15 protein-coding genes are annotated in these 24,684 nt (G+C 40.0%); 14 read left to right on the top strand and 1 reads right to left on the bottom strand.

The window, feature by feature from the left end; genetic code table 11:
• Nucleotides 1-359 precede the first annotated feature (359 nt).
• The 6 genes from OGI71_RS13595 (at nt 360) to OGI71_RS13570 (ending at nt 8,724) form a co-directional block, all read left to right on the top strand.
• Nucleotides 360-3,452, top strand: a complete 3,093-nt coding sequence (locus tag OGI71_RS13595; protein ID WP_282256038.1) for a TonB-dependent receptor — start codon at nt 360-362, stop codon at nt 3,450-3,452.
• A gap of 9 nt (nt 3,453-3,461) precedes the next feature.
• Nucleotides 3,462-4,835, top strand: coding sequence for a RagB/SusD family nutrient uptake outer membrane protein (locus OGI71_RS13590; RefSeq protein ID WP_282256037.1), 1,374 nt, complete (start codon nt 3,462-3,464; stop codon nt 4,833-4,835).
• Nucleotides 4,836-4,839: 4 nt separating this feature from the next.
• The gene (locus OGI71_RS13585; RefSeq protein ID WP_282256036.1) at nt 4,840-5,418 is read left to right on the top strand and encodes a fasciclin domain-containing protein; all 579 of its coding nucleotides are present in this window, start codon (nt 4,840-4,842) and stop codon (nt 5,416-5,418) included.
• 182 nt (nt 5,419-5,600) lie between these two features.
• Complete coding sequence (locus OGI71_RS13580; protein WP_282256035.1) at nt 5,601-6,959, top strand: Gfo/Idh/MocA family oxidoreductase; 1,359 nt, start codon at nt 5,601-5,603, stop codon at nt 6,957-6,959.
• Nucleotides 6,960-7,153: 194 nt separating this feature from the next.
• Nucleotides 7,154-8,116, top strand: coding sequence for a hypothetical protein (locus OGI71_RS13575; protein WP_282256034.1), 963 nt, complete (start codon nt 7,154-7,156; stop codon nt 8,114-8,116).
• Nucleotides 8,117-8,148: 32 nt separating this feature from the next.
• Complete coding sequence (locus OGI71_RS13570) at nt 8,149-8,724, top strand: hypothetical protein (protein ID WP_282256033.1); 576 nt, start codon at nt 8,149-8,151, stop codon at nt 8,722-8,724.
• 19 nt (nt 8,725-8,743) lie between these two features.
• Here the strand turns inward: OGI71_RS13570 and OGI71_RS13565 are convergent, their stop codons facing one another.
• Complete coding sequence (locus OGI71_RS13565; protein WP_282256032.1) at nt 8,744-9,217, bottom strand: hypothetical protein; 474 nt, start codon at nt 9,215-9,217, stop codon at nt 8,744-8,746.
• A gap of 519 nt (nt 9,218-9,736) precedes the next feature.
• Between OGI71_RS13565 and OGI71_RS13560 the strand changes: the two genes are divergently transcribed.
• From OGI71_RS13560 to OGI71_RS13525, 8 genes are all read left to right on the top strand, one after another.
• Nucleotides 9,737-10,336: a sigma-70 family RNA polymerase sigma factor gene (locus tag OGI71_RS13560; RefSeq protein ID WP_282256031.1), complete on the top strand. Its 600-nt coding sequence runs from the start codon at nt 9,737-9,739 to the stop codon at nt 10,334-10,336.
• Nucleotides 10,337-10,639: 303 nt separating this feature from the next.
• Nucleotides 10,640-11,815, top strand: coding sequence for a FecR domain-containing protein (locus OGI71_RS13555; RefSeq protein WP_282256029.1), 1,176 nt, complete (start codon nt 10,640-10,642; stop codon nt 11,813-11,815).
• A gap of 192 nt (nt 11,816-12,007) precedes the next feature.
• A complete protein-coding gene (locus tag OGI71_RS13550; RefSeq protein WP_282256028.1) occupies nt 12,008-15,370 on the top strand; it encodes a TonB-dependent receptor in 3,363 nt (1,120 codons plus the stop codon).
• 20 nt (nt 15,371-15,390) lie between these two features.
• Entirely contained in the window at nt 15,391-17,304 is a 1,914-nt protein-coding gene (locus OGI71_RS13545) for a RagB/SusD family nutrient uptake outer membrane protein (RefSeq protein WP_282256027.1), read from the top strand.
• Between the two features lie 53 nt (nt 17,305-17,357).
• Nucleotides 17,358-18,536 (top strand): DUF5000 domain-containing lipoprotein, encoded by a 1,179-nt coding sequence (locus OGI71_RS13540; protein WP_282256025.1) that lies wholly within the window; start codon nt 17,358-17,360, stop codon nt 18,534-18,536.
• A gap of 33 nt (nt 18,537-18,569) precedes the next feature.
• Nucleotides 18,570-19,778, top strand: coding sequence for a DUF4998 domain-containing protein (locus tag OGI71_RS13535; RefSeq protein ID WP_282256024.1), 1,209 nt, complete (start codon nt 18,570-18,572; stop codon nt 19,776-19,778).
• A gap of 95 nt (nt 19,779-19,873) precedes the next feature.
• A complete protein-coding gene (locus tag OGI71_RS13530) occupies nt 19,874-22,243 on the top strand; it encodes a discoidin domain-containing protein (protein WP_282256023.1) in 2,370 nt (789 codons plus the stop codon).
• Nucleotides 22,244-22,287: 44 nt separating this feature from the next.
• Complete coding sequence (locus OGI71_RS13525) at nt 22,288-24,618, top strand: glycoside hydrolase family 95 protein (RefSeq protein WP_282256021.1); 2,331 nt, start codon at nt 22,288-22,290, stop codon at nt 24,616-24,618.
• Nucleotides 24,619-24,684: the final 66 nt, after the last annotated feature.

Genomic DNA, 24,684 nt, shown 5'->3' with positions numbered 1-24,684 from the left:
CTAGGGCTTTTTTATGACCTGCTTTATGCCTTCTATTCGAAATTATGATAATTTCCGCAAGCAAGGCAGTCTGCGGTTTGATGTTCGTCAAAATTTTGAAAAACCCATTTGGAATTTTTATTGACTTGGTTGAGAAAGAAAACAGCATTCATGAAATAGATAGTGGGACAATATAATGTTTCTTGAAAGTGGTTTAGTAACATAAATGTTACTAAAATTAGCGCTACGCATACTATTGTTTTTTTTCAAACGTTAATTATTTGATAATGCATAATGTTTTAATGTAAATGTTTTCATTAAAATATTTTTTATTAATCGTTATCGATAGTTAATATGTGATATAAACTTAAAGTCTTCATATGAAATTTAGTGCTAACCAGTGTAACCTTAAAGGACCATATTATGTTTTATCCTTATTTTTTTTGTGCAGTATTTTAATTTTTCCTGGAATTGTGGGGGCTCAGCAAAAGACGATCACTGGTAACGTGATTGATGCGACCACAAAGTCGCCTTTACTTGGAGTTACCTTAAAGCTCAGCAATACAAAAAATGTGACGGTGAGTACGGATAAAAGGGGAGGCTTTGTAGTAGATGACGTGGCTATAGGGCAATCTATTACTTTTTCATTTGTGGGCTATTCGAGTCAGACGATAAAAATAGACTCACGTGCAAGCTATACGATTGCACTAGTTGCTGTTTCCAATTTGATGGAAGAGACTGTTGTGGTGGGATATGGGCGTCAGAAAAAACGAAATCTAACAGGATCTATTGTTTCCGTTGGCGCTTCAGAAATTGCTAAAACAACATTGCAGGATCCCATTTCAATTTTACAGGGACGGGCAGCGGGGGTGCAGGTTTCGTCCAATTCCGGGGCACCCGGTGGTGAGATGAGCATACGCGTTCGGGGGAGTTCCTCATTGAACTCGGGAAACAATCCGCTTTTTGTTGTAGACGGTATTCCACTGGAATCCAATTCCATTTCTTCTTTAAACGGTACTGAAAATTCTGGGCTGAACCCGATGACGGATATCAATCCGAACGACATCGCTTCGATTGAGATTCTTAAAGATGCTGCGTCTACCGCGATTTACGGTTCTAGAGCTGCCAATGGAGTCGTGATGATTACGACGAAACGAGGTGCTGAAGGTAGACCCGAGGTGATATTAAATGCAACTGCGGGAGTGAGCGCCCTGACCCGCAAACTAAGTGTTTTGAACGCAAGGCAATATCGAGAAGCAGTTTTGGATTCCTATCGGGGGATGGCGAAACCTGAGGAACCATTTTATACAATTATTGATTCGCTCAATCCCATGAACAGTGGTGACGTGGACTGGCAGGATGAGTTGATGCGTTCAGCAAAGCAATATAAGTTGGATCTCTCTGTACGAGGAGGGAATCAAGGGACAAAATATGCCTGGAGTTCATCATATTTGGATCAGGATGGTGTGATATTGAATTCCAATTACAAGCGATTTACCTCCCGATTGAATGTCGACTTTACGATTTCCGATCGGATCAGGATAGGCCAGAGTATTTCCTATACAAATGCAGTCAACAACCGGACAAATGCTGCAGGTTCAGGGAATCTGAGTATTATCCGGAGTTTATTGATACGGCCACCTATTATGTCGATGTATCTACCCAATGGATCACTGAATGGTTATATGATCGGACAGCGGAATCCCGTTGGGATGGCTTTGTTTGCAACCAACCTGAACAAGAGTAATCGCATCGTTGGAAGCCAATATCTGGAAATTGATCTTTATAAAGATCTTAAATTCCGAAGCAATGTAAACCTGGATTATATTTCAATGAAAGAAGATGAATTTATGCCATCCATATTGGATTACCGCGAGGGGTATAATAAAGGTGCTGTACGATCTTCCGGAAACCTTACCTGGGGCAATGAGAGTTATTTTACCTATGCTAAAAATGTAGCTAATGAGCACAATATTGGGGCGGTATTGGGAATAAGTTTTCAGAAATGGCGTTATGACCGGACAGGTCTCGATGGAGAATACTTTCCGAGTGATGATATCCGGACATTGAACGGTGCATCCATCATTTCAAACGCAGGTGTAAATATCGCTTCGGAACATGCGATGCTTTCTTATTTCGGTCGGGTAACTTATGACTATCTCGGAAAATATTTGTTGGAATTCAACCTTCGTACAGACGGCTCTTCCCGTTTTGGTCGTAACCGACGGTTTGGATTCTTTCCCTCTGCGTCAGCGGGCTGGCGTTTTGTTGAAGAAAAAGGGATCAAGAATTTGGGTTGGCTTAGCGATGGTAAGCTTCGTTTTAGCCTTGGAAGTACCGGAAACGAGGCCATCGGTGATTATGCCGCGAGAGGAGAGTTTACTTTAGGAACGAACTATTTGGATTTTTCGGGAGCGGCACCAACTGTGATGCCCAATCCGAACCTTACTTGGGAAACAACGCGTCAATATAACCTCGGGTTAGAGCTTGGCTTTTTAAAAAATAGAATCCTGTTTTCTACGGATGCCTACTTGAAGAAAACGAAAGATCTGCTTTATAATGTGCCCATGCCCGGGACTACGGGATTTGAATTTATTACACAAAATATAGGATCTATTGAGAATCGAGGATTAGAGTTTAGCCTACAGACCCGTAATCTGGAGGGAGCTTTTAGTTGGAACACAAATATAAACGTCAGCTTAAATAGAAATAAAGTTACATCGTTGCCTAAGAATCTTCTGACTGGCGGTCATATTCAAAATGGGGCTTTCCATATCCTACAGGAAGGCTTACCTATAGGTGTATTTTATGGATGGCGTTATCTTGGTGTGTATGCGCGTGATGAAGACAATACAAGTGGCTTAACAAATGGCGCGAATGGACCCGTATTTGCCGGTGGAGATCCCATTTGGAAGGATGTGAACAATGATAATATTATCGATCAAAATGACCGCGAGATTATTGGTTATGCTGAACCGAAGTATTTCGGAGGGATCTCTAATGATTTTAGCTATAAGAATTTTCATTTGAATGTGTTTTTTCAATACTCGGTGGGTAATCAGATTTATAGTGAGTTGAATCATCAGCGCAATTCAATTGTTCGTTATAATAATCTGTCTACTGACGCTCTTAACCGGTGGCGGGAACAGGGAGATCAAACAGATTTTCCGCGATTGATTCGGGATGATCCAAAACAGTCTGATAGTCGGGTGCAAAGCAGGTGGGTCGAAGATGGCTCTTATCTGAAGTTAAAAAACATCAATTTGAGGTATTCTTTTGACCCTTCTTGGAGCAAACGTATCGGTTTGCGTAAGCTCGATGCTTTTGTTACCGCTACAAATCTGATTACTTGGACAAAGTATACCGGTTTTGATCCCGATGTTAATTCCTATTCTGGTCTTCGTGTAGGATTGGATGAGGGCTCTTATCCACAGAGCCGCACATTTATGTTTGGTTTAATCCTTGGTCTTTAATAAATCGTGATGAAAAAATTGTTAAAATATACATTTTGTTCTTTTCTATTTTTATCCGTTAGCGGTTGTTCGAATTCGTTGCTGGATAAGGAGCCTATTAGTAATGTCTCTGGACAGGGCTACTATAAAAAGCCCAGTGATGCGCAGGCTGGTGTCAATGGCATCTATAATGGTCTGCAATCTCTTTTTCGCCAGAATTTTGCTTACTGGGGAGAAGGGCGGGCCGATAATATTGTGACCCGTCATGCCGGTGACCCTGCTGCTCTACAACAGAACACACTGACTCCGGTTATCAATTCGGCGCGTTGGGATAATTTTTATACTGTTATATCCCGGGCGAACTATGCGATCAAATATATTCCACAGGCATTCGGAACTGAAGATAGCGAACTTAAAAGACAATTACTTGGGCAGGCCCATGCCTTAAGGGCACTAGCTTATTTTTACTTGGTTCGGATATGGGGGCAGGTACCTTTGGTTACGGAGCCATATGAGGGATTGGATCAGGATCTGTTTGTCAAGAAGAACACTGAGGCGGAGGTATTAGCCAAGGTTGAAGCAGATTTAATTTTGGCAACGGAGAATTGTGCCACAAACTATTCGGGTGCCAGAAACCGTGTACTGATTACCCAAGGAGCAGCTTATGCTTTTCTGACGCAGCTCTATATGTGGCAAAAAAAATATGCGCAGGCGATAGAAATGGCTGAAAAAGTACTAGCAGACCCGCAATATGCCTTGGTGCCAATTGAGGATTGGAATAACATCTTTGTAAAAGGAAGCAGTACCGAAAGTATCTTTGAAGTCGGATACAATGAAGTGCAACCCAATAACCTCCGTGTCTGGTATGCCAATGGATCGGATAGTGATTATGTACCCAGTGCGGGTTTTATAGCGTCAATCGAACCTGAAGATTTTCGCAAACCTCGTATTTACGATGTATCTCAAGTTCAGCCCCGTAAGATATGGAAGTTTTTTGGACAAGGATTTAATGATGAGAGCCCAGAACCCTCAGCTGGCAATATTGTATTAACACGATTGGCCGATATCCTATTACTAAAGTCTGAAGCTCATGCCCATTTAAATCAGCCTGTCGAAGCATTGGACTTACTAAACCCGATCCGCATCCGTGCAGGGCTTCCAGCTTTAGATCAAAATAAGGCGCAAAGCCAATTCGGAAGTTTAGTTGCTAGTATTTTGCATGAGCGATCTGTAGAACTTTGTTTTGAGGGACACCGTTGGTTTGATCTCCTGCGAAGTGAAACCGCTATTTCGACAATGAAGCCGATCAATGGCCTCTCCGATAAACAAAATTTGCTGTGGCCAATACACGAAGGTGAACTTCTTAAAAACCCAAATTTGCAACAAAATGAATTTTATAGATAATCTTATGAAGAGGATAAAATATATCGTTATTTTTTTTCTATGCGGTTTTGGTACGCTGTCATTGTTCTCTAGTTGTGAAATACAAGAAAGCTTTGAATATGACTACGCGGAAGACAATAGTAAACTGAATATGTCAGCATGGACATATATTCAGGGGAAGGATTCGTTGTCCTTACTGAAACAAGTTATCTTGCAATGTAAGGATGAAGCATTGTATGAACGTACAGAAAAAGCGACCTTTATTCTGCCCACCAATCAAGCTTTTACAGCATATCTAAAAGAAAATAAATACGACAATATTGCCGCTATTCCGGTGCCGATATTGAAGGATATTTTGCGTTATCATATTGTAAAGGCGATAGTGAATTTTAGCGATCCTGCCTTGGCTCCAAGTAACAAACCAATTGCCTATAGCACTGAAAAAGGTGAAATTATGTATTTGTCCCATACGAGTACCTATGTTGGGCTCATCAATGAAGGGACCAATAATCAATGGCAAATCCGTACATCTAATTTAGTTCCGGATAATGGTGTCATCCATGTCGTTGATCACATTGTTTTTTTATCCGAGAAGACGAAATAGGTGTATTGATTGTCTGTTTTTTTTCTCAATGTATTGTATTATAAAGTATAAGGGGGAAAATGGAAATACTAAGAGATTGAAAAGCCTATGGTTATAATGGATACAATAGAAAAATGATAGCTCAATAAACATTATCTTCAGTTTATTGTTTTGTTTTATACTAAACAATAAGCCAGTAAATTATGGTTGATTATACACTGAACCGAAGAAACTTCCTTCTGGGGACAAGTGCTTTTTTTACTTTATCCGCTTTAGAAGCTAAAGGATTATCCTTTGAACGTCTACCTAAAAATATCAAGGTCGGACTGATCGGGGCGGGTTGGTATGGAAAAAGCGATCTATTTAGGCTGATGCAGGTTTGCGATGTCAACGTGGTTGCGATTTGCGATGTTGATAGCCGTCATTTGCAGGAGGCGGGGCGATTGGTCACAGAACGCCAACGCTCAGGACAGATTCCAAAGCTCTACAAAGATTACAGGAAAATGCTTGCCGATCATCAATTCGATCTCATTCTGATCGGTACACCTGATCATTGGCATGCAAGACAGGCAATAGATGCGATACGTTCGGGAGCACATATCTATTTGCAAAAACCCGTTAGTGTTGATGTACTTGAGGGCGAAGCGATACTCCGTTATGCACGAAAATATAATAAAAAAGTACAGGTGGGAACACAACGGCGGAGTACAGCGCATCTGATGGATGCAAAAAAGCAGATTATAGATCCAGGTTTACTCGGTAAGATATCGCATGTGGAAATGTGCTGTTACTATCATATGAGAAGGAATGGTAATCCGGCACTGGAACCTGTTCCTGACTTTCTCGATTACGAAATGTGGACTGGTCCTGCTCCTTTACGACCTTACGACGGTTTACCTCATGGCGGTTGGTGGCGAACTTTTATGGAATATGGGAATGGTATCACAGGTGATATGGGTATGCATATGTTTGATACTGTACGTTGGTTATTACAACTCAAATGGCCAAAGAAAATTAGTGCAACAGGGGGAATCTATGTGCAAAAAGAGGGAAAGTCGACTATTGCGGATACACAGACAGCGGTATTTGAATATGATGAGCTTAATTGTATATGGCAACATCGCACTTGGGGCAATCCTGTGGATCCTGAATATCCTTGGGCGTTTATTATCTATGGGGATAAAGGAACGCTAAAAGGAAGTGTGATGAAATATGAGTTTATTCCAGTTGGTAAAGGTACTCCCATTAAAAAAGACGTAGTTTATGAAAAAGATAAATTTCCAGCTGATCTGGAAGAGCCTAGAATTGAATTGCACACAGCTCCTGCCACACGACAACATCTATTGGATCTATTGTCTGCAATAGAACATGATCGATTGCCTGTAGCTGACATCGAAGAGGGCTATATATCGACAGCCTGTTGTATACTTGCCAATATTTCTATGCAATTAAATAGACCGTTAGAATATGATCCATTGAAAAAAATATGCACCGGTGATCCCGAAGCAACCAAGTTATTGAAAAGACCTTATCGAATGCCCTGGCAACATCCTTATCTGTGATAGTATAGATTGTAATCGTGGTTTAGTATATCGTTTTCATATGATCTTTATTGATCATTTTGATTTATGACCTAGCGATTGGGAGAATCAAATATTGGTGAAAGACCTTCGAAAATTTATTCTCCCACCACTTAATTGTTAATAACCAATTTATCTTTTGACATTTTTGCGATATTTAACTAAATATTGAATCTATGCAATTGAAATTTAATAAACTAATTGTGCTGTTATTGACATTATGCGTTAATCTTGTCTGTGCACAACAAAGCGAACAACATATTGACGGGGTATATAAATCTTCAGATGCAGCCTTTGTTATAAACAAAAACAAGACATTTTTGATAATAGCGTACGGCACATTAATAAAAGGTACCTGGAAGATCGAAAATGATCTTATTTATTTACAACCTAAAAATCCTGACGCTCAATTTTATGTTTATGCGCGGAAAAATCCGACTATCAAAGGCGGGATGCGTGTTTGTTTTATGGGGGATCGTTTGAGTAGTGCGATTTTGGTGGGAAAGTTTCCAGATAAGATGCAGCCACTTTTTAATGAGGATGCAAATTGTAAAGACTTTCCTAGTGTTCATCTGTTTAATGAAAAGATGGATAGGATTACCTTATTGGAGCGAGAAAACCTGGACAATGATCGTGGTATTGAGATACCCAAATTGATGTATCATTTTGCCAGTGGTGATTTTAATGATTTTATTGTGCAACATATGCAAAGTAGTTTGTATCACAATGACTTTATTCTCAAAATAGGCAAAGAAGGATTATATGCAGTCAGTGATCAGTCGGATATGCCTATTCGCAAATCTACTAAAGAGGAAGAATTTTCTATGCTCGAGGAACTGAAATTTTTAGACCAATCTTTTGATAGCGCCTTTGATGCGGATTTCAAGCTGGTAAATAATGGGTACAATACCCATGATGATATGGATCAGGAAATAGAGTTAGCAGCTTACAGATATGATACCGACAAAAATCTATATCTCAATCGGGCGATACCTGCAAAAGAACTGGACTATAAAAGCACAGACTACCATTACGATGGCATATTAATGAAGTTTGACCAGATCAAGGGAACGTCAGAACCCCAGACAGCTGTAAAAATATTGCAGAAACCCATATTTATTGCGAATTGTGATAACTAATCTAATTTGGATCATTTTTTCTTAAGATATACATGATGACAAGAAATCGTTTTATAGTTCCTCTCATTTTGGCAGTGTGCATGGTACTGGGGTGTCAAGATAAAAGTACTGAAAGTTCCAGGTCCAAACAGGTCGAAAATAGGATTGAATTAAATAATGATGAGCCCCCTCGGAATACCGTAGACCAGACGGTTCCAGACACGATAGTCTTATCCCGCACACATAAACCGAGTACGGTACACTGTGATTTGGACGGAGACAATTTGACGGATACAGTGCAGATTGTCCAAAATACAAAAAATGAGAAATATGGCTTAAGATTTATTTTTGGGAACAAAAAGATTGAATACCTAGGGATGGGTACTGATATCCTGGGCCAAGGTTTTGATGATATAGATTGGGTAGGTATTTTTGAAAAGGCGCCCAAAGAAGCAGTTTATTGGAACAACGTAAATGACGATGGCGAAATAATTACAGATGAAGAAGTAAAGGAAGCGGATAAGATCAAATTGGTAAACGATGGTATTTTCATTCACCAGGCTGAATCTTGTGGTGGAGGTATTATCTATTTAAACAAAGGGAAATTTGCCTGGATACAGCAAGAATAACGAATGCGCTGTATCCTATTTATTTACATCTCAATACAGTTTTTGTCGCACCGGCCGATTTTGTGGATACACTCTCGGCGGGTTCTGAGAGGATATAATCGATCGAAATAACATTTACTTTCGCATTTTGCTTCGGTTCAATTTCCTTGTTTTCCTCTCCTTTGGCTGGTGTGTTATCTCCATAATAGTAATATTCAAACGTTAAATTTCGATCCGACTTATTGAAGATATAAGTTGCCCTTCCATAGTTAATTTTAAGACCATCTTTTGTTGTTGGGAACAACACAACCTCTTTTGTGTAATTATTGCAGTCGGTAATTGTTAAGATCGTTGGTGTAAACCAATTGATCGGAATAGTTAACAGAAGCAGTAACAATACAGCATCATTTTTACCTTCCTCTTTTTTGATAAATCGGGTATATAAGGGTTTGATAACTATTAGAAGACAAAATATCCCAATAATAATTAAATAAGTACTTAATGATACGATCATAGGTTTTAGATTAGTTTACAACTCAAAATGATTTTGTTGTTTTTATGTTTTTTTAAGTATTTAATTAATTATGTCTGTTCAAAAGATATCGAATTTCGTGCCAGTTTTGAGCTTTTTACCTTCGACATTTCGACGCGGCAGGCTCAATTGCAGACCTATTTTCATGATACTACTCTCGAAGTGAAACAACTCGTGCTCTGAGAAAAATAGTACACTCATTTTGTAAGGCATGTACCGATTTGACACTTCCTTTTTTTAAAAAGAAAAACACATCGGTTATATCGTAATATTTTACATGTTTTTGCGTGTTTTATACATTTCTGATTTAATTTATATTATTTCTTTTGTTTAAAGATCAATTGTCAGGCGACTGTCAGGTGGCCCAACGAAATTTTGCTGCCATTTTCAACTCGTCAAGTACCTAGAAAAGCACATGTGAAGAAAGTATGAATTATTTTTCCGCACATCGTAATGCAATTGAAAAACCATGGATTATTGAACTTCGATAGAAATAGAATTATGAGTTTAGAGGACAACGCGATATTGCTCTTACAACTGGCTGAGGGAAATCAACAGGCATTCGAGAAACTCTATTACGGCTATAGAGCACAGATCTTTGGCCGTATATTAAAGCAGGTAAGATCGGTGGAGTTTGCACAGGATATCGTTCAGGACGTATTTGTAAAGGTCTGGCAGAATAGAGCACAGATTGATGTTTCAAAAAATTTTAAATCCTATCTCTATACAATTGCACAGAGCACAGTTTACGACTATTTTCGGAAAATTGCTTCGGATCAAGCTAAGAGTGAACAGTTGATGATTCTATCCAAAGGCAAATGTGTAAATGATATTGAAGCGGAGGTCTCTTATAAAGAAATGGAGAAATACCTCAATGATATCTTGGACATTATTCCCGAACGATGTCGGGAAGTATATGTACTCTGTAAACTCGAAGGCCGAAGCTATGATGAGGTGTCCAAATTGTTGAATATTTCTACAGCGACAATCAACAATCATATTGTTAAAGCTACTGGTATTATTAAATCGCATTGGAATTGGAACTACTGTTGTTTTCTTATGATGTTATTCGCAGAATACTACCCTATATTTCTCACCTAGGAACTGAAACCACTGTTTTTTATAATATTATTTACAATATCGCCCTATATTTCCCACTTAAGAATCGGAACTACTTTTGTTTTCTTGTAATATTATTTGCGGAACAGCAGCTTGTATTTCTCACCTACATCAGCACAATCCTGCTACAAATCATTATATATTAAAATTGGTAAATATCCCTTAGGGATCTCAAGAGGAGCAAGACGTAGGACATATTTGCAGGTATTTCTATTTTTTTTTATTTGGCATAGTTGATATTTTTTTTGCTTACGTATATAGAGTTAAAGTAAGACCAATTATACTGTGGAACAAACCAAATTAATAAACTTATATAGAAGATATCTTGCTAAACAGTGCACGGATGAAGAAATCCACATGTTAATGCATTACATGCGCCAGAAGGAGTATGCAAAACTTTTCAAGGAACTGATTTTGGAAGATTTGGAGTATGAAGAGGAAATTGAGTTAGATGATCAGGCTAGAATGGCTATTCAGCAGCTTGATGAATATTTCGACCGTGAATATTTTTATCAGAACCGAAAAAAGAACAACAAGAAACTATTCGCATGGATATCAATTGCTGCTGCAGCTTCAATAATCTGTGCAATTTCAGTGCTATGGTACACACGCGTTGACGATGAGTCTGGCGGTATAGGAATAGCAGATAACCGAAGCACATTGATAACAAGTAATGGTAAAGAGATAAAGCTGGATGGTACTTCCAATGTTGAGTTATTGCGGGAAAATGGAACTGTAATTCTACAGGATAGTTTAGGGGATATCCATGTTAAAGTACTGGATAGTATACCTAATCTTAAGCCTCAAGTCATTTATCAAACAATCCGGACAGCCAAAGGCAGACAATCTCGCATTTATCTTACTGATGGTAGTGCTGTGGTTCTAAATTCTGATTCTCAACTTAAATTTCCACTTTTTTATGCAGAGGGTCAACGGGAGGTCGAACTTCAAGGAGAGGGATTTTTTGACGTAGAAACCAATAAGCGTAAGCCATTTATAGTTAAAACACACGATCAACGGATTAAGGTATACGGAACCAAGTTTAATGTCAACAATTATGAAAATGAACAAACGACTAAAACCACTTTGTTTCATGGTAAAGTGTCTGTACAGAATCTGATCGGATCATCACCTCAGAAGGAGTATATCCTTAAACCTGGTGAACAAATTGTCCTCGATAAAAAATCAAAAGCTTTGAAACAAGATAAGACTGAAAACGAGGAACAGGTATTGGGCTGGAAGAATGGTGTATTTGTTTATGATAATGCAACATTAAAGGAAATTATGAAGGATTTCGCCAGATGGTACAATATTGATGTGGATCTTGAAACCCTTCCTGCACTTACGTTTAGTGGAACTATACCAAGAAATTATGAGCTGGACAAAGCGCTAAATGTGATCGCAAGGACAGCAAATATCAAGATTAACCGAACGGGAACTACACTAAAATTTGAAAAATAAATGGGGAAAGAAACTTAATCAAAAAAAACCGACAGTACTGCCATACCGTCGGCGAACATTAGGGTAATACAAAATTTTCTAAAAACCTAACATCACAAAAGTATGAATTTAAAAGTTCAATACAAGCATTTGTATTGTTTATTACAGCGCCTATTTGGGATTGTAATATGTACTCGCAAGCATCTAATCATAATGAAGCTAACATTTGTAATTACATTTTTATTTTCAATTTCGGCATTTGCGGAGGGCTATGGCCAACGTATCAATCTCGAGCTGAAAAATGCAGCTATAGAAACTGTGCTGAAAGAGATCAAGAAACAATCCGGGTACGACATGTTCTATAATATAGATTTGATCAACCCGTTAAAAAAGACAAATTTTCGAGTTAAGAATGCCACAGTTGACGAGGCGTTGAAGGAAGTTACAGCTAACTTAGGGCTGGAGTATGCGATAGAGGAAAGAATGATTATTATCTCCAAAAGAAAAGAGAACCGGATCATTCAGCATTCGATTAAAGGTATTGTTTCAGGGGAAGGGGATAAAAAATTACAGGGAGTTTCTGTTGTGGAAAAGGGGACAAGCAATGGAACTACGACAGACGTTGAGGGGAATTATAGTCTCAAAGTGTCGAATCCTAAGGGAATTCTTGTTTTCTCTATCGTTGGTTATGCAAAAAAGGAAGTGCCGATTGATGGGCTTCAACAGATAGATGTGCAGTTAACAGAAGATAAGAGCGAACTGGATGAGGTGGTTGTAGTCGCTTATGGTCATCAGAAAAAAGAGAGTATGGTCAGTTCCATTACTACAATTAATCCGAAAGAATTGAAAGGACCGACCAGCAATCTGACAACGATGCTTGCGGGAAGGCTGTCTGGGGTTGTAGCCTTTCAACGGAGCGGTGAACCCGGCGCTGATAATGCACAGTTTTTTATTCGCGGGATCACGACATTTGGAAGTGGGAAGGTAGATCCATTGATTTTGATTGATGGTATGGAATCCACTTCTAACGCATTGGCGAGATTACAACCCGATGATATCTCCGGTTTTTCCGTCTTAAAAGATGCAGCAGCATCGTCGCTGTATGGGGCTAGGGGAGCTAATGGTGTGGTGTTGGTGACTACGAAATCCGGTATCACAGGAAAAACAAAATTCAATGTGAGGGCAGAGAATTCGATTTCATCGAATACACAAAATTTCAAATTGGCGGACAATATCACCTATATGAAGCTGGCGAATGAAGCTGTATTGACTAGAAATGCACTTGAAGACCTACCTTACAGCCAGAATAAGATAGATCGCACAATAGCAGGGGAAAACCCTTTTCTTTACCCCAATAATGACTGGATTGGTTTGTTGATCAAAGATTACACCATCAACCAGCGATTTAATATGAATATGAGTGGTGGGGGGAAAAACGCACAATTTTATATTGCAGGAACTTATAACGTAGATAATGGTGTGTTAAAGTCTGACCATGGAAATAAATTCGATAATAATATTAACCTAAAAAGTTATCAGATCCGTTCAAATGTCAATGTTAAACTGACACCTACAACAGAGGGAATTGTACGAACTTCGGGAAGCTTTGATGACTATCAAGGACCAATTGGTGGAGGGGGAAATATCTTTCAGGGAGCAATAGCTGCAAATCCTGTTAATTTTCCGGCTGTTTTTCCGGCATCTGATATGCCTTATGCCGAACATCCATTATTTGGGAATGCCAGAATCAACGGGCAGACGGAGGCGATGTATTTCAATCCGTATGCAGAAATGGTTTCAGGATTTCAGCAATCAAATTCATCAACATTAAATGTACAACTTGAAATTAAGCAAGATTTTAAATTCCTTACAGAAGGCCTGAGTGCAAGGCTTATGGCTTATACACAGCGCTATTCTTATTTTGATCTGAGTAGGAGATATACTCCTTTTTATTATCGGGCAAATGCAACTAGTACAGAAGGTGACAAATATTCATTGGAATTGCTCAATGAGAAAGATGCCACAGAGTATTTGGATTTTAAGCGAGGAGCTAAAGTTGCAAATACAGTTTCTTATCTGGAGGCTGCTATTAACTACAATCACACCTTCTCCGAAAAACATAGTGTAGGAGGTTTGTTGGTTACCCAACTACGGAGTTTTGTAACTGGTGATGCAGATAAGCTTCAGACTTCTCTCCCTTATAGAAATCAGGGACTATCGGGGAGATTTACGTATGGCTACGATAACAGATATCTGTTTGAAGCAAATTTTGGACTAAATGGTTCTGAACGTTTTGCGAAGAATCATCGTTATGGCTTCTTCCCTTCAATTGGGGCTGCCTGGAATGCATCGAATGAGGAGTTTTTTAGACCATTAAGACAGACTATAACGAAACTAAAATTTAGAGCAACTTATGGTTTGATCGGTAATGATCAGATTGGTGATCCAGATGATCGTTTCTTTTATTTATCAGATGTGAATCTAAAAGATGGTAGTCACGGATCAGCTTTTGGTACAAATTATATATATAGTAAACCGGGGGTGACAATTTCCAGATACGCAAACGAAGCGATTACCTGGGAACAAGCGTCGACGGTCAACCTAGGGATGGATATCAGTCTGTTTAACAGTGTCAATATTATTTTGGATGCCTACAAGACACGTAGAAATAATATTCTAATGAATAGGTCTTATATTCCTACAACAATGGGATTATCTGCAGGCATACGGGCTAATGTGGGGGAGGCTGAAGGAAAAGGTATCGACCTTTCTATAGATTACAGTAAGAATTTTGGTGATATGTGGATACAGGCTAGAGGAACGTTTACCTATGCAACCAGCAAATTGCTTGTAAATGAAGAACCTAATTACCCATCCAATTTAGCTTATCTTTCTAAGGTCGGTCGTTCTCTTAGTCAAGGGTATGGGCTGATCGCTGAGCGGCTATTTGTCGATAATGAAGAGGTGAAAAATTCTCCTGTTCAGACTTTCGGTGAGGTCATGGGAGGCGATATTAAATATCGAGATATGAACGGAGATGGAATTATCACATCACAGGACTATGTCCCATTGGGCTTGCCGACGGTACCTGAAATTATTTATGGTTTTGGATTGTCAGTAGGCTATAAGAACTTTGATCTTAGTGGATTCTTTCAGGGGTCCGGCCGGTCTTCTTTCTGGATCGACCCCGATAAAACCAGTCCTTTTGTTATGAATGGTGCCTATCAACATGGTTTGTTACAAGCTATTGCCGATGATCACTGGTCCGAGGAGAACGGTAATATATATGCCTTTTGGCCTCGCTTAAGCCCGAATCTTAACCGGAATAATCTTGAATCTTCCAGCTGGTGGATGCGTAACGGTTCGTTTTTACGGCTAAAAACAGTGGAATTGGGCTATAATCTCTCGAGCAAGATGCTTGATAAAATGGGAGTGGGACCAATCAGACTTTATCTAAATGCCAGTAACCTGTTCGTCAAAAGTAGTTTTGATCTCTGGGATCCTGAGATGGGGGGGAATGGTCTAAGATATCCGCTTCAAAAAGTATACAATTTCGGATTAAACGTCCAATTCTAACACAAAAAAAGAAATTCAATATGAAAAGATATACGATTTGTTTTACTCTTTCGGCGGCTTTGCTGTTATTTATGATGAATTCCTGTAAGAAAAATTTTCTTGATGTGGTTCCAGACAATGTCTCTACCATTGATCACGCTTTTGCCAACCGCAATGAAGCAGAGAAGTTTTTATTTACCTGTTATGATGGTCTGCCTCGGGAAGGCCATCCGGAAATGAATCCAGGTATGAACACTGGAGACGAGTTTTGGATTTATTGGCCAATGCCCACCGGAGAAGATTATTCGACCTTATCTCCGTATAATATTGCTAGAGGACTTCAAAATAGAAATAAGCCCGAAATGAATTATTGGGATAGTTTTGACGGTAAATCCATGTGGAATGGTATTCGGAACTGTAATATATTTTTAGAAAATGTTGATAGGGTTAAAGACGTGGAGCCATATATGAAAGACCGCTGGATTGCTGAAGCCAAATTTTTGAAGGCTTATTTTCACTGGTATTTATTCAGAATGTATGGTCCTATTCCGGTTGTTGATAAAAATTTGCCAATTAATGCCTTGCCGGATGAGGTAAAGGTAAGCCGACAGTCTACAGACTCCGTTGTAAACTATATTGTTAATCTACTCGATGAGGCTGCTGCAGGTGAGGGAAGTGTGGGGCTACCGGAAAAAATATTAGACCAAAGTACAGAACTGGGTAGAATAACCAAACCTATCGCCCTGGCAATTAAAGCCAGAGTACTTGTTACTGCGGCAAGTCCTTTGTTCAATGGAAATCCAGATTTTGCCAATATCAAGAATCGGGATGGAAGTGCATTATTTAATGCAACCTATGATCAGAAAAAATGGGAACGAGCAGCAGAGGCATGTAAACTAGCCATCGCGGCTGCTAAAAAAGCGGATATAGATTTGTATCGCTTTAATTCACCGGGAAAGCCGGTAGATGATTTCACGAAAACGGAAATGAGCATCCGTAACGCTGTATGTGAAAGATGGAATACAGAGCTGATTTGGGGGACAACGACTAAGCCAGATGACACCTGGACCTTACAACTCTATGCCAGTCCACAACTAGATCCAAATGTAGCTAATCCAAGCTTAAAGGGGCAACTCGCACCTACCTTGAAAATGGCTGAATTATTTTATACAGAAAATGGTGTACCTATTACAGAAGATAAAACCTGGGACTATACCAATAGATTCCAACTGCGGACTGCAACAGCTGCAGATCTTGGGATACAGAATGGTTATCAGTCTGTTGGTCTGCATTTTGACAGAGAGCCTCGCTTTTATGCGGATATGGCATTTGATGGATCGACATGGTATATGGAAAATGCAAATTTTAACATTAAGGCCAAATCAGGACAACATTCTGGGAAAAAACAAACCCGTATTTATTCGGTAACAGGTTATTATACCAAGAAACTGGTGAACTGGAAACTGGTTGCAACTCCGATAAATGTAGTTGTTGAACGCTATCCATGGCCTGTGGTGCGGCTAGGGGATCTTTATTTGCTCTATGCTGAAGCATTAAATGAGACAGACGATAAGGCGCTTGCATTAGAATACCTTAACATGGTAAGAGACCGGGCGGGGCTTAAATCCGTTGAGTCTTCTTGGACTAACTTTTCTAAGAATCCAAATAAATACGCCGATAAAAATGGTTTAAGAGAGATTGTACAACAGGAACGTCTAATTGAAATGGCCTTTGAGGGCAGCCGCTTCTGGGATCTCAGACGCTGGAAAAAGGCTGGAGAGATTCTGAACCAGCCCATTTATGGCTGGGATGTGATTCGGTCAGAATATGCCGATTATAACCGAAGGATATTATTATTCAATCAAAGTTTTAACAGTCCGAGGGATTATTTTTGGCCGATAAAAGACGATAATATCCTAGTAAATCCGAATCTGGTTCAAAATGGAGGCTGGTAACAAAAGCTAGGTAAAACTTACTATTCAAAATCAATCATTAGAAAAGAACAAAAATGAATCGATTAATATATATGTTATATGCAGGATTGTTGTTCGTCGGAACGATCGGATCCTGTCGTAAAACGGAGGTGGGGACAATGGATAAAAGTGATAAGCAGGCTCCAGGGCCTGTGAGCAACGCCCAGGTGGAAAATTTAAATGGGGCGGCCAAAATAACCTATAACTTACCACAAGATGATGATTTGTTGTATATAAGGGCCGAGTATACGACGAAACAAGGGATCGTTCGGAACACCAAGGTTAGTAGGTATTTGGATAGTGTTGTTTTACAAGGGTTTGCCGATACGGATGTTTACGAAGCAAGGTTATATGCCGTGGATAAAAGTGAAAATGTCTCTGTACCATTGCTTGTAAAAGTGCACCCCAAAACACCACCTTTTGAGCTTGTTAAACAAAAGCTAGTAGCTAGTGCTGCTTTTGGCGGGTTGGATGTTGGTTATCAGAATGTGACTGAATCGGATGTAGCTATAGTTATTTTAGCAAATGATAAACTGGGCAATTTTGCGCCATTGAAAACGCTGAATACGAAGCTAAAAACAGGAACTTTCGGTGCAAGAAATCTCGCTGCAGTAGAAACCCGATTTGGACTGATGGTACGGGATCGCTGGGGTAATTTATCCGATACTACCTATGTGACTTTAAAGCCTTTCTTTGAAGCACAATTGGATAGAACAAAAATGAAAGGATTAAATATTAATGGTACAGATGCGAAAAATTATCCTGGAAATGAAGTTGAATATCTTTTTGATGGTGATGTAAGTAATAAGACAGCTTATCATACCATTGACCCGGTAAGTATGCCACAATGGTTTACCTTTGATATGGGGCAAACTGCTAAGTTGAGCCGTTTAGTCTGGTTTATGAGACAAGGGTGGTATTTTCATCTTCATAATCCAAGAAAAGTGGAAATATGGGGTTCCAACAATCCGAGCCCTGATGGCAGTTTCACCAACTGGATATTATTAGCCGAACACGAACAGATAAAACCATCAGGTTTGCCACCGGGACAGAATTCTAATGCTGATATTGAAGCTGCACTAGAGGGGGAGACCATCAGCATTCCTGTAGATGCTCCCGCAGTAAGGTATATCCGCTTTAAAACCTTGCGGAATTGGTCAGATGGAGTTTATGTGAATTTTACAGAATTAGCGCTGTGGGGGAATCCACAATAGAAATTTAGTGTAATAATAATTAATAGTTAAAATATGAAAATGACTAAATATCTGACCTGTTTCTTCCTTGTCACTGTAGGATTATATATGAGTTCCTGTACCAAAGAAGATGCGTATAAAAAAATTACAAAGGATGGCGAAATTTACTACCCAGGGAGAGCAGATACTGTGCTCGTCCATGGTGGTAATAACAGAATTAAATTACAAGTTGTTTTGGGAAATGATCCACTGATAACCAAAGTTAGGGCCTTCTGGAATAATAATGCAGACTCGACAGAAGTAGACGTTGTAAAAACAACTGGCAAAGATACTGTTGATCTGTTGATTAATAATCTTTCTCAGGGTACCTATTCTTTTGATGTATATACATACACCGGGCCTAAAGCTAAATCAATAGTAAAACAAGGAACTGGTATGGTGTATGGGGATAATTACCTAAAGGTATTATCTAACCGAACGTTGAAAACGCTAAGTTATTCATTGGATGGAAGCAAGCTCTTTATTGACTGGAATTCTCCATTGGAGGGTGAAAAGTCCATTGAGTTAAAATATACTACTGAAACTGGTACTACCCAAACCGTGGTGATTCCGGGAGGAAGTTTAAAAACAGAGATTTCGGGCTTTAAGAACGGTACTAAGCTTATTTACAAATCTATATTTTTACCCGAACCCAAGGCAATAGATGAGTTCTCTATAACACCGAGTGAGGTAGCACTTCCAGTATTTGAGCGAGAAGTAGATAAGGCAAACTTTAAGGTCTATTCGCTTCCTACAGATGTTCGGGATAATTGGGGTTGGCTGATGGAATATCTTTGGAATAAAAACTACGATGGTACAGGCTTCGCGTCCACTGAGGGTCCTTCACAATGGTTTACTTTTGATATGGGGGAATCTGTTTCTATCAGCCGCTTTAGAACCTGGCAGGCTGCAGACCGTATCTTTAGGGCTGAGAATGTGAAGAAATTCGAAATCTGGGGCAGCAATAATCCTGCTTCGGATGGTTCTTGGGCAAGCTGGACAAAACTGGCCGAATGTCAATCCATAAAACCCTCAGGATTACCGGTCGGACAAACAACAGAAGGTGATATCAACTATGCAAAAGCAGGCGAAGAATTTAAACTTCCACCGGGAACGCCTAAAGCGCGATATATCCGAATTAAAGTACTGGACACTTGGGGCGGAGGCACATTTATCACAATGGGTGAATTGACATTCTGGACAAGTGATCGGGTCTCAAAATAATAACCATTTTTTAGCATGCGCTATTACAAGAATATTCAGGGTGAAACCGTCAGATTTTGCCCTGAAACTTACATAAAATTCAAACAGGTAATACAATGAAACCAACTATGTTTAAAAACACACTTACAACACTTTACTTAGCTCTTGCAGTCAGTGCCGCTTTAGCACAGACGAATGCTGGTTCATCTAAACTAATTAAGGTCGACGGAAAAGGTAGCGGACGGCTTTTTGACGGGGTCGGCGCTGTCAGTGCAGGCTCCTCTTCAAGGCTGTTAATAGATTATGCCGATAAATCCAAAAGCGATATATTAGATTACCTGTTCAAACCAAATTTCGGTGCTGGCTTTACTTACCTTAAGACAGAAATTGGGGGAGATGGTAATACGACCTGTGGCTCGGAGCCTAGTTTTGCACGAACAAGGGCAGAAATGGAAAAACCTCATTATAATCGTGGATTTGAGTACTGGCTAATGCGTGAAGCAGCAAATCGAAATCCGAATATAGAACTTGACGCCCTAGAATGGAGTATGCCCGGATGGTTTAAAGGGGTATGGTCACAGGATAACGCAGACTACTTGGTCAAGTTTATTGAAGGTGCAAAACACTGGGGACTCAAGATGAAGTATATTTCAGGTTGTTGGAATGAACGCGATTATAACAGAGATTGGATTGTCAATGTTTTAAGACCTACACTCGATCGAAATGGCTTTAAGGATATTAAAATAAATGCACCCGAAGGTGCTGGCAAAGCATGGGAGATTAGTGATCTGTTGGTCAAAGACTCGGTGTTCAGAAATACAATTTCATCGATCAGCTATCATTATCCGGACTCCTATATGTGGGGACATAGAGGTGAGGAACCAAATCCGAATTCGGTTTTGACAGAATTACCCTTATGGTCTGGTGAAGACTTTTCATTGCCCGGAGCATCATGGAGAAATACGACCTATTTAGCCAAAAACATTTTAAGGTGTTACATCAAATGGAAAATTGTGAAAGTAAATATGTGGTGTCCGATTGCTTCAATGCCCGATATTTCCTGTTTTTCGAATGTAGGTTTGATGAAAGGGACTACACCTTGGTCAGGATATTATGAGGTGTGGCCAACGATCTGGGCAGTAGCACATTTTAACCAGTTTGCCAAACCGGGATGGAAATACCTAGATAGCGGCTGCGGTGAATTCAGTGGTGACGGTGCTTATTGTACTTATAAAAATATGGATGGCAGCAATGATTATAGTATAGTCGTGGTCAGTGGTTCAGAGGGGCAGAAATTAACATTCAATATCGCTGATCTTCCTAAGGACAAGCTGCATGTGTGGAAGTCGGACAGCAAAAACCAGTTTGTACAACAGGAAGATGTTTCAGTAGTCAACGGAGAAGTTACATTAGCAGTTGATCCGGAGAGTATTTATACAATTACGACGACGACAGGTCAGCAAAAGGGAGCGCACAATATTCCTAAAGAAAAAGCCTTCCCAACAAAGTACAGTGATAATTTTGATAATTACTCTTTAGAAAGAGCTCCGCTTTCGCCAAAATACTTTTATGACAACTCGGGTGCTTTTGAATTGGCGCAATCTGAAGGGAATAATAAATACTTAAGACAACTGCTCGTAAACGATATCACGCACTGGATTCCGGATGAATGTGCCTATACGTTTGTTGCACAAAATACGGAATGGGAGCAGGGCGAGATATCCTCTGATGTTTTTGTCGAAAATGATGCCTTTAATGGAGTAGGTTATGCCGGGCTAATTTTGAGAGGAGCCTACGATAAAGCCAACCAATCAAATATTCCATTCGGCTATCGTTTTAATATCTACAAAGATGGCACATGGAAACTTCAGACAAAGAAAAATATACTTGCAAGTGGAAATGTGGATGCTAGTAAATGGCATAAACTGAAGTTGACTGGAAAAGGAAGCAGTATCAAAGGTTACATAGATGGTCAACTCGTTGTTGATGTACAGGATGATACCTATTCAATTGGCGCGGCAGGTTACGTATCGGGCTTTAATTTTGCTGGATTCGACAACCTTGTCCTCAACTACACTCCGGCCTCAGGTCAATTGCTCTCTGCATGGAAACCAGCTACCTCTCCAGCTGATCCCGTGGGACATAGCTTGATTGGTGCATTTGATGGCAATAGTCTTTCCAAGTGGAGTCCAAAAGCTGATGGTACCGAGCAGCATCTGGTCGTGGATCTTGGTGCTGTACAGAAAATCAAAAGATGTGAAACCTTTACGGACTTCGTAGATAAAGGAGCACAATACAAAATTGAGTATTCCGCCGATAATGTAAAATGGTCTGTTTTTGCAGATAAAACCAACAACGCTAAAATATCTACTCCTTGTTTTGTTGATGAGGGCAATATCAAAGCAAGATGGGTACGATTGACAGTTTTACCTGCAAAAGACAAGACTATTGCCAATATCTATGAATTTAAGGTTTATGGAGATTAACTAGCTTTTTACAACAAAATGAGGGATCTGAAACACTATATATCATGAAGAAACTGTTAACTGTATTTTATTTTTGTTGCTTCGCTCTTACAACTGTATCTGCCCAGCAAAAGCCCTTAAAATTGTGGTATGATAAACCAGCGGAAATTTGGGAGGCCACATTACCGCTGGGCAATGGCAGGTTGGGAATGACACCCGATGGCGGTATTTTAAAGGAGCGCATAGTCTTGAACGATATTACTTTATGGTCTGGAAGTCCGCAGGATGCCAATAATTATGAGGCCTATAAAAGTCTTCCGGCTATCCGGCAACTTATTTTACAGGGCAAAAATGATGAGGCGCAAGCATTGGTAAACAGCAATTTTGTCTGTAAAGGCGAAGGCTCAGCAGGAGAAAGATGGGGTGAATTTCAAACAATGGGTGCATTGCAGATCGATTTCACCTATAAGGGGGATCAGGGAAAGGAACAAAAAGTTGAGAACTACCGTCGCGAGCTCCTATTGGACCAAGCCATTGCGAACTGTACATTTACACGTAATGGTGTAAATTATAAACGAGAGTATTTTACAAGTTTTGACGATGACGTCGATGTCATCAGGTTGACAGCCGACAAGCCGGGGCAGCTCAATTGTCGTATTGCGATGAATAGGCCTGAGCGCTATCAGGTTAATACGGTGGGCAACGAATTGCAGATGTGCGGCCAGCTCAATAACGGTACCGATGGTAAGGGGATGAAGTATCTGGCTCGGGTACAGGCGAAATTGAAAGACGGAACTATCCGTCCGGAAAATAATAATCTGGTTATTGAGGATGCTACTGAGGTGTTGATTTACGTCTCTGCTGGAACTGATTTCAAGGGCTTTGCCTTTGAAGAAAAGACAGGTCAGTTTTTGTCTGCAGCGATGAAAAAAAGTTATGATCTGCAAAAACGCAGTCATATAGCTGCATTCAGCAAACTCTTTAGACGCGCTTATATTGATCTTGGGGAAGGGACAGCTGCAGATTTGCCAACAGACCGTCGGATAGCCAATTTCTACAACAATTTCAATAATGATCCGTCACTTGCCACTTTGTTTTTTCAGTATGGGAGATACCTGAGCATCAGCAGCACCCGGGTAGGATTGCTGCCCCCCAATTTACAGGGGCTGTGGGCACAGGAGATCAACACACCATGGAATGGGGATTATCACCTGGATGTGAATGTACAGATGAATCATTGGCCGCTAGAGGTGGTCAATCTATCTGAGCTGAATCTGCCACTTGCGGAATTGGTGAAAAGTCTCGTTGAACCGGGAAAGAAAACAGCCAAGGCTTACTATAATGCTGATGGCTGGATTGCGCATGTCATTACCAATGTCTGGGGATTTACAGAGCCCGGCGAGAGTGCGTCATGGGGAGCATCAAATGCGGGTTCAGGATGGCTATGTAGCAATTTATGGGATCATTATGCTTTTACAAATGATTTAAACTATCTAAAAGATATCTATCCTGTGCTGAAAGGTTCTGCGGAATTTTATAAAAGCGTGTTAGTGAAAGACCCTAAAACAGGTTGGATGGTTACTTCCCCTTCAGTTTCGCCGGAGAACACTTTCTATATGGCTAACGGAAAGACAGCGAGCATCTGTATGGGACCAACCATTGATAATCAGATTGTGCGGGAGCTGTTTACTAATGTGATCACAGCCTCTAAAAAGCTGAAAATTGATCATGCGTTTAGACAGGATTTGGAAAATTTGCTACAGGCGATACCTCCTTCTGGAGTGATCAGCAAAGATGGACGTATACAGGAGTGGTTGGAGGATTATAAGGAGATCGAACCGACCCATCGCCATGTTTCCCATTTATATGGGGTTTATCCAGCACCATTAATCACGCCTTTATCTACTCCCGAGCTTGCGGAAGCAGCAAAGAAGACGCTTGAGGTAAGAGGAGATAATAGTACGAGCTGGTCTATCGCTTATAAGACCTTGTTTTGGGCAAGACTCCATAAAGGAAACAGAGCGTTCAAATTGATCCGGGAAATGCTAAAACCCGTAGCTGACTCTAATAATATGGGCGGTGGTGGAGGTGTTTATCCGAATCTATTTTCTGCACATCCTCCCTTTCAGATCGATGGCAATTTCGGCGCTACAGCTGGTATTGCGGAAATGCTTTTGCAGAGTCACGATGGCTGTATAGATCTGTTGCCTGCTTTGCCCGATGCATGGAAAAATGGCGAAGTGAAAGGCCTCAAAGCGAGAGGCAATTATACGGTCGACATGAAATGGAAAGACGGTAAATTGATCAAGTATACCATACGTTCTGCGAAACCCGAGAAAATAAAAATTAGACTAAATGGTGGCTACCAATGGTACACCACATTTAAAAATATTTAAGTAGCTGTTCAAAGGAATGCCTCTCATCTGCATTGAATAGTCGAATAGTTTCTTATTGATATTATC

It is taken from the genome of Sphingobacterium sp. ML3W (genome assembly GCF_029542085.1).
GTDB lineage: Bacteria > Bacteroidota > Bacteroidia > Sphingobacteriales > Sphingobacteriaceae > Sphingobacterium.
Note: the sequence above shows the minus strand (reverse complement) of the source record. Positions and strands in the feature narration are given on the sequence as shown.

What these genes read in the sequence shown, in the direction of transcription:
- OGI71_RS13595 (WP_282256038.1), top strand. Translation starts at nt 360, where the DNA reads ATGAAATTTAGTGCTAACCAGTGTAACCTTAAAGGACCATATTATGTT.
- OGI71_RS13590 (WP_282256037.1), top strand. Translation starts at nt 3,462, where the DNA reads ATGAAAAAATTGTTAAAATATACATTTTGTTCTTTTCTATTTTTATCC.
- OGI71_RS13585 (WP_282256036.1), top strand. Translation starts at nt 4,840, where the DNA reads ATGAAGAGGATAAAATATATCGTTATTTTTTTTCTATGCGGTTTTGGT.
- OGI71_RS13580 (WP_282256035.1), top strand. Translation starts at nt 5,601, where the DNA reads ATGGTTGATTATACACTGAACCGAAGAAACTTCCTTCTGGGGACAAGT.
- OGI71_RS13575 (WP_282256034.1), top strand. Translation starts at nt 7,154, where the DNA reads ATGCAATTGAAATTTAATAAACTAATTGTGCTGTTATTGACATTATGC.
- OGI71_RS13570 (WP_282256033.1), top strand. Translation starts at nt 8,149, where the DNA reads ATGATGACAAGAAATCGTTTTATAGTTCCTCTCATTTTGGCAGTGTGC.
- OGI71_RS13565 (WP_282256032.1), bottom strand. Translation starts at nt 9,217, where the DNA reads ATGATCGTATCATTAAGTACTTATTTAATTATTATTGGGATATTTTGT.
- OGI71_RS13560 (WP_282256031.1), top strand. Translation starts at nt 9,737, where the DNA reads ATGAGTTTAGAGGACAACGCGATATTGCTCTTACAACTGGCTGAGGGA.
- OGI71_RS13550 (WP_282256028.1), top strand. Translation starts at nt 12,008, where the DNA reads ATGAAGCTAACATTTGTAATTACATTTTTATTTTCAATTTCGGCATTT.
- OGI71_RS13545 (WP_282256027.1), top strand. Translation starts at nt 15,391, where the DNA reads ATGAAAAGATATACGATTTGTTTTACTCTTTCGGCGGCTTTGCTGTTA.
- OGI71_RS13540 (WP_282256025.1), top strand. Translation starts at nt 17,358, where the DNA reads ATGAATCGATTAATATATATGTTATATGCAGGATTGTTGTTCGTCGGA.
- OGI71_RS13535 (WP_282256024.1), top strand. Translation starts at nt 18,570, where the DNA reads ATGAAAATGACTAAATATCTGACCTGTTTCTTCCTTGTCACTGTAGGA.
- OGI71_RS13530 (WP_282256023.1), top strand. Translation starts at nt 19,874, where the DNA reads ATGAAACCAACTATGTTTAAAAACACACTTACAACACTTTACTTAGCT.
- OGI71_RS13525 (WP_282256021.1), top strand. Translation starts at nt 22,288, where the DNA reads ATGAAGAAACTGTTAACTGTATTTTATTTTTGTTGCTTCGCTCTTACA.